At 48.4% G+C, this 12,325-nt stretch carries 12 protein-coding genes; 6 read left to right on the top strand and 6 right to left on the bottom strand.

Annotated features, from left to right (window positions below):
* Positions 1–49: 49 nt before the first annotated feature.
* Entirely contained in the window at positions 50–1,477 is a 1,428-nt protein-coding gene (locus ACM9J1_RS08835) for an APC family permease (protein WP_415581671.1), read from the top strand.
* Between the two features lie 8 nt (positions 1,478–1,485).
* Here the strand turns inward: ACM9J1_RS08835 and ACM9J1_RS08840 are convergent, their stop codons facing one another.
* The 3 genes from ACM9J1_RS08840 to ACM9J1_RS08850 form a co-directional block, all read right to left on the bottom strand.
* The gene (locus tag ACM9J1_RS08840) at positions 1,486–2,196 is read right to left on the bottom strand and encodes a DUF4328 domain-containing protein (RefSeq protein ID WP_415581672.1); all 711 of its coding nucleotides are present in this window, start codon (positions 2,194–2,196) and stop codon (positions 1,486–1,488) included.
* Positions 2,197–2,285: 89 nt separating this feature from the next.
* Positions 2,286–3,728 carry a glyceraldehyde-3-phosphate dehydrogenase gene (locus ACM9J1_RS08845; protein WP_415581673.1) on the bottom strand — a complete coding sequence of 481 codons (1,443 nt, stop codon included), beginning with the start codon at positions 3,726–3,728 and terminating at the stop codon, positions 2,286–2,288.
* A 134-nt stretch (positions 3,729–3,862) separates the two neighbouring features.
* On the bottom strand, positions 3,863–5,254 hold the full coding sequence (locus ACM9J1_RS08850; RefSeq protein ID WP_415581674.1) for a trypsin-like peptidase domain-containing protein: 1,392 nt from the start codon (positions 5,252–5,254) through the stop codon (positions 3,863–3,865).
* A 126-nt stretch (positions 5,255–5,380) separates the two neighbouring features.
* Between ACM9J1_RS08850 and dapF the strand changes: the two genes are divergently transcribed.
* From dapF to ACM9J1_RS08875, 5 genes are all read left to right on the top strand, one after another.
* The gene (gene dapF, locus ACM9J1_RS08855) at positions 5,381–6,163 is read left to right on the top strand and encodes a diaminopimelate epimerase (RefSeq protein WP_415581675.1); all 783 of its coding nucleotides are present in this window, start codon (positions 5,381–5,383) and stop codon (positions 6,161–6,163) included.
* A complete protein-coding gene (locus tag ACM9J1_RS08860) occupies positions 6,160–6,690 on the top strand; it encodes a GNAT family N-acetyltransferase (RefSeq protein WP_415581676.1) in 531 nt (176 codons plus the stop codon). Before dapF ends, ACM9J1_RS08860 begins: the two co-directional genes overlap by 4 nt.
* A gap of 9 nt (positions 6,691–6,699) precedes the next feature.
* Entirely contained in the window at positions 6,700–7,740 is a 1,041-nt protein-coding gene (gene mltG / locus ACM9J1_RS08865; protein ID WP_415581677.1) for an endolytic transglycosylase MltG, read from the top strand.
* Between the two features lie 26 nt (positions 7,741–7,766).
* Positions 7,767–8,660 carry a DUF2279 domain-containing protein gene (locus ACM9J1_RS08870; protein ID WP_415581817.1) on the top strand — a complete coding sequence of 298 codons (894 nt, stop codon included), beginning with the start codon at positions 7,767–7,769 and terminating at the stop codon, positions 8,658–8,660.
* Positions 8,661–8,731: 71 nt separating this feature from the next.
* Positions 8,732–9,394, top strand: a complete 663-nt coding sequence (locus tag ACM9J1_RS08875; RefSeq protein ID WP_415581678.1) for a peptidoglycan-binding protein LysM — start codon at positions 8,732–8,734, stop codon at positions 9,392–9,394.
* Between the two features lie 126 nt (positions 9,395–9,520).
* On the opposite strand, the gene ACM9J1_RS08880 is transcribed toward ACM9J1_RS08875, so the two are convergent.
* The 3 genes from ACM9J1_RS08880 to dnaA form a co-directional block, all read right to left on the bottom strand.
* On the bottom strand, positions 9,521–10,234 hold the full coding sequence (locus tag ACM9J1_RS08880) for an SAM-dependent methyltransferase (protein ID WP_415581679.1): 714 nt from the start codon (positions 10,232–10,234) through the stop codon (positions 9,521–9,523).
* Positions 10,231–10,698, bottom strand: coding sequence for a low molecular weight protein-tyrosine-phosphatase (locus ACM9J1_RS08885; RefSeq protein ID WP_415581680.1), 468 nt, complete (start codon positions 10,696–10,698; stop codon positions 10,231–10,233). The genes ACM9J1_RS08880 and ACM9J1_RS08885 overlap by 4 nt, the downstream gene beginning before the upstream one ends.
* A 97-nt stretch (positions 10,699–10,795) precedes the next feature.
* On the bottom strand, positions 10,796–12,223 hold the full coding sequence (gene dnaA / locus ACM9J1_RS08890) for a chromosomal replication initiator protein DnaA (protein WP_415581681.1): 1,428 nt from the start codon (positions 12,221–12,223) through the stop codon (positions 10,796–10,798).
* Positions 12,224–12,325: the final 102 nt, after the last annotated feature.

A 12,325-nucleotide genomic window follows, 5' to 3' on the forward strand; every position in this document is an offset into this window, starting at 1 on the left:
CCAGTTGGCTTTCTTTTTACCTATCTTTCGGACACTAAAATCAAACAAGATGAACCAAGACAATCCTATTGAATCAACCGAAAACGAACACTTTAAACGCGAACTCGGTTTACTCGACGGCACCATGCTCGTTGTGGGTTCCATGATCGGGTCAGGAATTTTTATCGTGAGTTCAGATATGGTTAGGCAAGTCGGGTCGGCTGGATGGCTTATCCTGCTTTGGGCACTGACCGGTTTGATTACTGTTGTCGCGGCTGTGAGTTATGGCGAGTTGAGCGCGATGTTCCCGAAAGCGGGCGGCCAATATGTATACCTCAAGGAAGCTTACAACAAACTCATTGCGTTCTTATACGGCTGGAGTTTTTTCGCCGTCATTCAAACCGGGACGATTGCCGCCGTAGGTGTGGCTTTTTCGAAATTCGCGGCGTATTTGTACGAACCGCTCAGCGACCAGAACATTCTGTTCAATATCGGGTCGTTCAAGCTTAATGCGGCGCAGGTCGTGTCCATCATTACTATTGTTTTCCTGACTTACTTGAATAGCCGCGGCGTCAAGAACAGCAAGAAATTGCAGACGTTTTTATCCATCATCAAGATTTTGTCTTTGGCAGGATTGATTGTCTTTGGGTTGATGCTCGCCGCAAAGGCAGACATCTGGCAGGCGAACTGGGCCGACGCCTGGTCCACGAAAAGTCTCAATCCCGATACCGGAATTTGGTCTTCGATAAGCGGTACCGCACTTCTGGCCGGAATTTCTGCCGCGATGGTCGGCTCCTTGTTTTCGAGCGATGCTTGGAATGGCGTGACATTTATTGCAGGCGAAATCAAAAACCCGCAACGCAATGTGGGGTTGAGCTTGTTTTTCGGGACATTAATCGTAAGCCTGATTTATGTACTGGCCAACGTGATGTACCTGGCCGTCGTGCCGCTCAATGAAATCGCGACCGCCCCGTCTGATCGGGTAGCGGTTGTTGCCTCACAGTATATTTTCGGCGGTATCGGAACGATCATCATCGCCATAATGATCATGATTTCCACTTTCGCGTGTAACAACGGGCTGATTATGGCCGGCGCGCGCGTGTATTATACAATGGCCAACGACGGTCTGTTCTTCAAAAAAGCCGGACATCTCAATGACGCCGGGGTTCCCGCATGGGCGTTGTGGGTGCAATGTGTTTGGGCATCTGCACTTTGCCTGACCGGAAAATACGGTGACTTGCTCGACTTTGTGGTCATCATCGTATTGATTTTTTACATCTTGACGATTTACGGCATTTTCAGGTTACGCAAGTCGATGCCCGATGCAGAGCGTCCGTACAAGGCTTTCGGCTACCCGATTTTACCGCTGTTGTATATCGCAGTCGCAACGGCAATTTCCCTGGCGCTACTCATCTGGAAAACCAGCACCTGCGGCTGGGGCGTATTGATTATGCTCATCGGGATTCCGATTTATTACATCATCAACAAAAAAGAGTAGTTGGGATTTTAAGATTCAGGTAGGATTTCGGGTAGGATTTCGGGTTCATCGTCAGCGCTTTTTTGTGTGGAAATGCGTTCCATCGCGACTTCTTTTTCCGAATAATTCTGTATCACTAATATGGCCAGCAACGCTAATGGTATCCCAATGAATGCGGATGCCATGCTCATAGTGGTGTAGTCAAGCAACTGGTCGAGGGTTTCCGCTTTACGGGCCATGCTAAAAAGGAGATTTCCCAAGATGTTGTTGATGATCCAGAATGCCCACCACCAGCCAAGACTCGGTGTTGTTTGCGGAATGTAGCCCTTGATTTGCGCACCCATGTATATTTCCGTCTTTCGGAACATTTCCCGCATGATCTGGTAGGGCTTAAACAAACTCACAATCGGGATAAACCATGAAATTCCCGCTTCTTGATTCGTAAATTTCAGGTTGCGGCCGTCCATACGTTGCTCAAGATTGTAAAAGGCGCGCCTGAACCAATTGATGAACGTAACGATAGATGTGATGAAAACGGCAAGGTAAATAAAGCCAAGAATTTGTTGGCGTAAATCATTGTTTTCGGCTGCCGTCGGCTCCACAAATCCGCCATTTTGGACTTCGACCAGTAGATTATACTGCATATAATCTGAAATGAGCATGAAGATTTCAATCGCCAATACCGCGCAAATCATAATAATGGCCGTCCTGGTGCGCTGCTGGTTCGGTCTGATTTCCATAAAATAAATAATTGGTTTGGTGCGAATATAAAAAAATCCGTCTCTAGGTGAAACGGATTCTTCATATGGAAAGCCAATCGGGCGGACTATTAATAGTAGGTGTAGCGTCTTACTTTCGCGATGTATTTCGCCAGCCTGATTACTTGGTGGCTGTAACCGTATTCGTTGTCATACCAAACGTAAAGTACGATGTTCTTGCCATCTGCTGAAACGATGGTGGCGTTGCTGTCGAAAATGGCAGGCGCCGAAGTGCCCACGATGTCTGATGATACCAATTCATTGTTGAGCGAGTATTTGATTTGTTCCACCAAGTCGCCTTCGAGCGCGTATTTCTTCATAATGGCATTCACTTCGTCAGCCGACGTGGTTTTGCCCACTTCGAGGTTCAAGACGACCAATGAGCCGTTCGGCACCGGTACGCGGATGGCGTTCGAGGTGAGTTTTCCGGCCAATGAAGGCAACGCTTTGGCCACGGCGCTTCCGGCTCCGGTTTCGGTGATGACCATATTGAGCGCAGCGGCGCGGCCACGACGGTATTTCTTGTGCATGTTGTCCACCAGGTTTTGGTCGTTGGTGTAGGCGTGGATGGTTTCCAAATGGCCTTTCACGACGCCGAGCGTGTCTTCTACGGCTTTCAGGATTGGCGTAATCGCGTTGGTCGTACAAGAAGCCGCAGAGAAAATCTTCACTTCGTCCGGGTTGTACTCGTTTTGGTTCACACCGTGCACGATGTTTGGAACGCCTTTGCCCGGTGCGGTCAACAGTACTTTATCGACGCCTTTCGAGGTCAAATGTCTTTCGAGTGCTTCCTTGGTCGTAAACGCGCCTGTGTTGTCGATCACCAGCGCATTGTCGAAACCGTATTTCGTATAGTCGATGTCTTCAGGAGCGTTTGCCGTGATGACGTGAACCGTGGTGCCATTAATGATGAGCGCCTGGTTTTCGACATCCGCCACGACAGAACCTTCGAAATCTCCGTGGATCGAGTCGTAACGCAACAAGGAAGCACGTTTTTCCAACGACACTGCATCGTTTTTATCTCTGGTCACAATCGCACGAAGGCGCAATTGCGTGCCTTTTCCGGCTTTCGACATCAGTTCGCGGGCCAGCAGACGGCCAATGCGTCCGAAACCGTACAACACAACATCTTTCGGTTGGTTGTTCTTGAAATCCTTGGCATCACTCAATTTGTCGAGGACAAAACGGCGCGCATCGCTGTAGTTTCCAGTGGAGAATTCATACGTTAACTTGCCCAGATCCAGTTTGGCCGGAGGCAAATCAGACGAAAGGATGGCTTTGCCGATTTCGACCGAATCAAAAATAGAGATCGGCTTCCCGACAAATTCTCCGGCGTACTCATGCAGGTTGATGATATCGCTCACGTTGCGGTTGATGAGTTGGTTGCGGAACAAAACCATTTCCGTGGATTTGTCATACCACAAATCGCTGATGGTCTTGATCAGTTCGACGCAAGCCCGACGACGGTCAGCTTGTTTCGCGATTTCCTTCTCGTACAATTGTGTGTTGCTCATTGGTTTGGAAGTTTTTTTTAATTTGGCGCAAAAGTATAGATTTCAAACGTTTTCGTAAAATATTTTCACGACAATTTTACCAATAAAAAAAGCCTGATCGTTTGAGCAGGCTTTTCGTTGTTTTTATTGGAATTTTAGATGATCAACCGCAGCCTCTGGCCGTTTTTGGTGATCATGTCCACTTGTACACTTTGGTCTTCACCCAGATTTTCGAGTGCGCGAGACACGGTTTCCACATTGGTGGCTTTCACATTGCCGATGCTCAGGATGATGCCGCCTTCAAGGTCATCGGCATATGGCTTGAGCCTACCGTTATTGATTTCACTGATTTTCACACCGTAGTTCAAACCGAAGCTTCGTTTGTCTGTGGCGTCGATATTCTCCAGTTTCAATCCTTTGATTTCGGTCGAAAATGTATCGTTCTTGCTGAGCGATACCGGAACCGTCATCAGTTTGCCGTCGCGTTTGAACGTTACTTTCACTTGGTCGTTCGGGCGTTTGGTGTTGAGCACGTTCTGGATATCGGCATACGATGCAATGGCTGCCTCGTCCACTTTAACGATGATGTCGCCTTTTTTCAACCCGGATTTCTCGGCGCCCGAACCTTTGCTGACGCGATTCACGTAGAAACCGTTGGTATCGTTCACGCCCAGTTCTTTTGATGCGGCCGCATTTAATTCGCCGCCTTCAATTCCGAGAATGCCGCGTTGTACGTTCCCGAATTCCATGATGTCTTCCACGATTTTCTTGGTCACGTTAGACGGCACCGCAAAAGAGTAGCCCACGTACGATCCGGTCATTGATGAAATCATGGTGTTGATGCCGATGAGTTCGCCGTTCGTATTGACCAGTGCGCCGCCACTATTGCCCGGATTCACCGCCGCGTCTGTCTGGATGAACGATTGGATGCTGTTTTCGCCGAGGTTACGTGCTTTGGCCGACACGATGCCCGCGGTGACCGTAGAGTTAAGATTGTACGGGTTGCCCACGGCCAAAACCCATTCGCCCACTTTTACATTGTCTGAATTGGCAAATGTCGTATAAGGTAATTTCTCGTCGCTGTCGATTTTCAACAGGGCGATGTCCATCTTGGAATCCGTACCGACGAGCTTGGCTTTGTACACTTTTTTGTTGTTCAGGGTAACTTCAAGGTCTTGTGCGTCTTTCACCACGTGGTTGTTGGTTACGATATAGCCGTCTTCGGAAATGATGACGCCCGAACCCGTTCCCACTTGTTCTTGTTGCTGGCCGCCGCGGTAGCCGTAAATGAATTCCATAATCGGGTTGGTAACCGTACGGTACGACACGTTTTTCACGTGAACGACATAATGTACGGCTTTGTCTGCCGCTTCGGTGAAATCAAGATTTTCAGCCGTCAGGCCAACCGGTCGGGTATACGAAGATGCCGCCGCATCGGTGATGATGGATTTTTTGCTGTCGTTGTTCTCGACCAGCAATTTGTAGCCGCCCAAAGTCATGGCGCCGCTCAGCAATGACACTAACAATAAGCTTGAAAATTTTTTCATGGTCTTTTGCATTGTTTTGAAATTAACGAACGTAAAATTATAGGGTTTATTTTTTCGTAAAATGCGGTTTAACGCGTGTTTAACAAAGCCTTACTTCCAATTTATATTGCTACTTTTGCGTCACGAATGGAACTCAATTTTTACAAATACCAAGGCACCGGAAACGACTTTGTCATGATCGACAATCGTGATTTGTCATTTCCCAAAGAAAATACCGAATTGGTTGCGAAGCTTTGCGACCGACGTTTTGGCATTGGTGCCGACGGATTGATTTTGCTGGAAAATGACGAAACGTCAGATTTCCGGATGGTGTATTACAATTCAGACGGCAACACCAGCTCCATGTGCGGCAACGGCGGACGCTGCATTGTCGCCTTTGCGAAAAGCCTCGGTTTGATTGAAAACAGCACGCGCTTCATGGCTACCGACGGTTTACATGATGCGACTATAGATGCCGATGGAATTGTATCGCTCCATATGAAAGACGTTGACCATATCAAAACCGGCAACGGCTATATTTTCCTGGATACCGGTTCGCCGCATCACGTGGAATTCGTGGAAGATGTCCGTCAGGTGAATGTGGCCGAGCTGGGCGCCAAAATCCGGTATAGTGATATGTACGGAAGCGCAGGCAGCAATGTCAATTTCGTAAAACCTGAAGCCGACGGGAGATTTTCCGTCCGCACGTATGAACGCGGCGTGGAAGACGAAACATTGTCCTGTGGAACAGGCGTTACGGCAGTTGCCATCGCGGTGCATTACCTCGGAAAAACCAAGAGCGAAACCGTCAAGCTCAACGTAGAAGGCGGCACGCTGGAAGTGTCATTCGAAGTGCGAGACGGGAAATACTCGAAGGTCTATTTGATTGGCCCGGCCGAGTTCGTCTTTAAAGGAACATTTATCGTATGATTACGCTCAAAGGACCAAGCATCTGGCTTCGTGCGCTCGAACCCGAAGACCTTGAATTCCTCTACAAAATCGAGAACGACGAAACCGTTTGGGAAGTGAGCAACACCCAGACGCCGTACAGCAAATTCCTGATCAAACGTTATTTGGAGAATGCGCAGCAAGATATTTACGAAGCCAAACAACTCCGGCTGGCCATCTGTAAAGACAAGGATTTCCGGGCCATCGGGCTGATCGATTTGTTTGATTTCGACCCAAGGAACAAACGCGCCGGCATCGGGATTGTCATCCGTCATCCGCTGGACCGCAGGCAAGGTGTAGGCAGCGAAGCCTTGGAGTTGCTCATCGATTATGCCTTCAGTAAATTGGAGCTGCACCAACTCTACGCAAATATCGATGTCCAGAATGAAGCGAGTATAACGCTTTTTACTAAATTTGGTTTCGAAAAAATCGGAGTGAAAAAAGACTGGAACCTGTTTTCGGGCAAATACCGTGACGAAGCCATGTTCCAGCGCATCAATCATCAATAACTTCTTACCTTGAACTTAAAGAAAATCATTGGCATCGTTTCCGTGGTCGTTGCTGCGGGATTGATCATTTACGGCTACATCATGTACCGGCAGATTTTTGCCGGGAACACCAAATTCAGCGAGAAGGAAATTTTCGTCAACATCCCGACCGACGCGACTTTCGAGGACGTAAAAAACATCATGGCAACCTATGTGGAAGACATGGAACGCTTCGAGAAAACGGCGGCCAAAAAGTCTTACCCGACCAACGTCAAGGCCGGGCATTTCCTTTTGAAGAAAGGGATGAACAGCAATGACATCGTCAACGCGCTGCGCCAGAATGTGCCCGTGCAACTGGCTTTTAACAACCAGGAGCGGATGGAAGATTTCGCCGGACGCGTGGCCTCGCAACTCGAACCGGATAGCCTGAAACTGATGGCGGCTTTTACCGATGCCGCGTTCTTAAAAGAAAACGGGTTCAATGAAAGCAATGCGCTTTGTATGTATGTCCCGAACTCATATGAGTTTTTCTGGAACATTTCGGCCGAGAAATTCCGCGACCGCATGGCTAAGGAATACCGAAAATTCTGGAACCCCGATCGGACGGCCAAAGCGGAAAAGTTGGGTTTGACACCGATAGAAGTTTATATCCTGGCATCGATTGTCCACAAGGAAACCGTCAAGACCGACGAGCGTCCGCGTGTGGCTGGCGTGTATTTGAACCGACTGAAACAAGGCATCAAGCTCGAAGCCGACCCGACCGTGATTTATGCTATGAAGAAGCAGGCGAACGATTTTTCGCTCGTCGTCAAGCGCGTGCTCAACAAGGATTTGCTTACCAACTCACCTTACAATACTTATATGTATGAAGGCTTGCCACCGGGTCCGATCGCGATGCCGGACATTTCCGCCATCGATGCCGTGCTCAATCCGGAAAGCCACAACTATTTGTTTTTCTGCGCGAGCGTGACAAATTTCGGCTACCACGAATTTGCCGTTACCCCGGCGCAACATGAAGTGAACCGCCAGAAGTACGTGGCTTGGATTAACGCACAAGGCATCAAAAGATAACTTTGACACGCGCACTCGCCATATGGATGTTGCTCCTCGGGTTGTCGGTTTCCGCGCAGGTTGAAATCCGGCAACCGGAACTTTTCCTCAAACCGTCGGACACGCTGAACAAGGCGCGACGAAACGGCGTCATCTGGACCGAATCTGGCTTGGCCGCCGGCGCTTTGTTAGGCTTGGCCCAAGTCTGGTACAGCGATTACGAAAAATCCGATTTTCATTTCGTGAACGACAATGCCCAATGGCTGCAGATGGACAAGGCCGGTCACGTATATTCTTCGTATCATCTCGGGCGTTTCGGCTACGAGGCATTGGCCTGGAGCGGCGTTCGCGAAAAAGACCGTTTGTTGTATGGTTCCACGTTAGGCTTTGCATTTCTGTCGACAGTCGAGATTTTTGACGGCTATTCGGCGGAATGGGGCGCGTCTTGGGGCGACGTCGCAGCCAACGCTGGCGGAACGGCGCTGTTTGTTTCGCAGCAACTGCTCTGGAAAGAACAGCGCATCATCCCGAAATTTTCCTTCCACACCACGCCTTATGCCTCGGCAAGGCCTGAAGTGTTGGGCGAAGCCGTCCGGGAACAAGTGCTCAAGGATTACAACGGGCAGACATATTGGTTGTCAATCAACCTTCATTCTTTCGCGAAATCGTCCAAAATCCCGAAATGGCTCAACGTGGCCGTCGGGTATGGTGCCGAAGGAATGGTTACCGGAAACGACCGTTTCGTGAACACCGTTTTTCTACCGGAACAGGAACGTTTCAGACAATTTTACCTAAGTCTTGACGTTGACTTATCGAAAATCGAAACCAAATCGCACCTGCTTAAGACGGTTTTTTCGGTGTTCAACACAATCAAGATTCCCGCGCCAGCGCTGGAAATAAACACGAAAGGGACTACTAAATTTCACACTGTTTATTTTTAGGTATTATTTAACTGATTGATTTTCAGCATTAATATAAAAGTCGTATCTTTGGCCCGCAGAAATTTTCAGTGGTGACAGCGCTGGAAGAAATCCAAAGTATGATCAAGAAATGGACATATTATATTAGCATCCTTTCTATTGTAGCCTTTATCTGTTTTGGCTTCAAACCTTTTAAAAAACAGAATCACGACTGGTTCCTCTTGGGCGAAGACGACGAAATCCTCTACCACTTTCCGTCAAAAAATCAGGCAGATTATGCCAATCTCAACATTCCTTTTACAGGAAAATTCTTTATCGGATACAAAGAAGCCATCGCTTTCCGCGAATCCCAAGGCAAATACTCAAAAGTTAATTCGTTCGGGATGATGGGCAAATACCAATTCAGCCCGGAAACCTTGCGAAGCATCGGGGTGAACAACCATGCGGCGTTCATGAAAAGTCCGGTGTTGCAGGAGAAAGCATTCATCGCGCTGCTGGCCAAGAACAAATGGCTGTTGCGCGACGAAATCGCAAAATACTCCGGAATGGTTATCGGCGGCATCCACGTCACCGAATCCGGGATTTTGGCTGCGGCCCATTTGGGCGGCGTGACTACCGTGAAGCGATTCTTCAAAAGCAACGGCACGCGTCATTTCCGCGACGGATACGGCACGTCGATCAAAACCTACATGCGAAAATTCGGGGGGTATGAAACCGGCGCGATTGTGGCCGACGCCGACGCATCGGTGCAGTAAGCCTAAACAATATAAAGAGAAGCTCGGTGTTGCCGGGCTTTTTTTATGGGATAACCGTCGTGGGGAAGCGGTTTAGCGGTTAACTCTGCCCATAGGGTAGGCACGGGCGTGAAAAGTTGGGAACGCTTAGTTCATTTTATGGATGATGAAAATCGCCGGTCGCTTGTCCAGGTCCACTTTCATTTTTTTCCAATCGGCAATCCGGTGCGTCTTGATGAATTCTGAAGGCAGCGTAATGTCGGCCGCGATGCAAAGGTGCGTATTGGGTTGCAGGGTCTGCAGCAAATCTTCCAGCATCTTGTTGTTGCGATAGGGCGTTTCGATAAACAGTTGCGATTGGTCTTTGTCCGATGATAATTTTTCCAGATTCTTTAGTGCCGATTTCCTTTCACCTTTATCAATCGGTAGGTAACCGTGAAAAGTAAAACTCTGGCCGTTCATGCCCGATGCCATCATCGCCAGCAGTATCGACGACGGGCCAACCAGCGGCACGACCTGGATGCCTTTTTCGTGTGCCAGTTTTACGATGGCTGCGCCCGGATCTGCAATGCCAGGGCAACCCGCTTCAGACATTAAGCCAACATGTATTCCTTCAAAACAAGGCTTGAGCATTTCGTTGTGCGCGGCAACATCCGTGTGTTTGTTGAGCGTGCTCAGGTGAAGTGACGACTGTACTTTTTCGGGCATTATTGCCTTGATGGAACGCCGTGCCGTTTTTTCATTTTCCACGATGTAATGGTCGATGAATCCGATGGCGCGTTTCACCGTGTGCGGCAAGACATCATCGGCTTGCATTTCGCCCAGCGTGACTGGGATGAGGTATAATTTTCCGTGACTCATGGATGCTTTTCCATTAACCTTTTCGCCACGATGTCGCAGGTTTCGTCCAACATGCGGTAAACCATGTCAAACCCGTTTTGCATGCCGTAATATGGGTCGGGCACATCCACATTTTCACCCGGAAACATTTCATCCAGGATAAGCCTGACTTTTGCGCGGTGCTCGTCGGTTTGGGCCAGCGCGATGACGTCTGCGTAGTTGCTGTTGTCCATGACATAGATATAGTCGAACGCGTCAAAATCGGCTGCGCTGAATTGCCGGCCGCGTTGGTGTGAAATGTCCAATCCGTTGCGAAGCGCCGTTTCGAGCGAACGTTTATCGGGTTGGTGACCGATGTGCCAGTGTCCTGTTCCGGCCGAGTCAACGGTGAATTTATCTTTTGGGAGTTTTGACGCCAGGATTCCTTCGGCCAGCGGTGACCGACAGATGTTTCCGAGACAGACCATTAATATTTTAACGGACATAAATATGTGGTTTTACCGTAATTTTTTTCTTGCTGTTTGCACTAGGTTTGCAAAGGTCGCAAAAGTCAATAAAAAAACCGACGCGAAGTCGGCTGTATTACAAAGAAAGTTTCTTATGAATGTCGTCAACGAACTTCTTGAACTGCTTGTCGGTAGAAACCAGATTGTCCACCGTTTTACAAGCGTGCAATACTGTGGCGTGGTCGCGGTCGCCGATTTGCGAACCGATGTTGGCCAAAGACGCCTTGGTGAATTTCTTCGCGAAAAACATCGCCAGTTGCCGCGCCTGGACGACATGGCGTTTGCGCGTCTTGGATTGCAGCGTGTCAATGTCCAGCTGGAAGTAATCGGAAACCACTTTCTGGATGTATTCGATGGAAATCTCGCGTTTGATATTCTTGACGAATTTTTCAACCACATGTTTAGCGAGGTCAATCGTGACTTCCTTTTTATTGAACGACGACTGCGCAATTAAGGAAATGATGGCGCCTTCCAATTCGCGTACGTTCGATTTGATGTTGCGCGCGACATACTCCACGATTTCGTCGGGCATTTCCACGCCGTCGCGGTAGAGGATGTTTTTCAAGATCGAAACGCGGGTTTCGTAATCAGGCTGGTGCAATTCCGCAGACAATCCCCATTTGAAACGCGAAAGCAAACGCTGTTCGATGTCCTGCATGTCAACCGGCGCTTTGTCCGAAGTCAAAATCACCTGTTTGCCGTTTTGGTGCAAGTAGTTGAAGATGTGGAAGAATACGTCCTGCGTGCCTGATTTACCCGAAAGGAATTGTACGTCATCAATGATGAGTACGTCGATCAGCTGGTAAAAATGGATGAAATCGTTGCGGCTGTTTTTCTTGACTGAATCGATGTATTGTTGGGTGAACACTTCGGCTGAAATATACAGCACGGTTTTCTCCGGGTATTTGTCCTTGATTTCAACCCCGATGGCATGCGCCAAATGTGTCTTCCCCAAACCAACACCGCCAAAAATGAGCAGCGGATTAAACGACGTACCGCCCGGTTTGTTCGCGACGGCCATACCGGCAGAACGCGCCAATCGGTTGGAATCGCCTTCCAGGAAATTATCGAAACTGTAATTCGGGTTGAGTTGTGATTCGATCTTGACATTGCGGATGCCTGGAATCACGAACGGGTTTTTCAGTTCAGGGCTGAGGTTTTTGTACGGTGCATCCACTTCTTGCGTTTTCACCGGACTGCGATGGGCACTGGGCAACTGCTCCGTAAAGGGCTGTTTGTTGCCGTAGGTGTTTTCCATCTTGATTTTATAAAGTAACTTCGCGTTTTTTCCGAGTTCTTTGGTAAGGGCAACTTTCAGCAATTTTACGTAGTGTTCTTCGAGCCATTCATAGAAGAATTTGCTCGGCACCTGAATGTACAGCGCATTGTCGGTAAGCTCGACTGACTTTATAGGTTCAAACCAGGTCTTGTAAGCTTGCTCCTGGATATTGTCCTTTATAAACGACAGACAGTTTTCCCATACTGATTGCGCAGTTTTATTCATAAAATCGCTGTAATTTGTGTTTTTATTAAAGGTTCTCTTACAAAAGAATTGGAGGTCTTTTATAAGGCTTTAGGGGAGAACAAATATGTGAACAATTATCGT

The sequence above is a fragment of the Flavobacterium longum genome (genome assembly GCF_965137575.1).
Classification (GTDB): domain Bacteria; phylum Bacteroidota; class Bacteroidia; order Flavobacteriales; family Flavobacteriaceae; genus Flavobacterium; species Flavobacterium longum.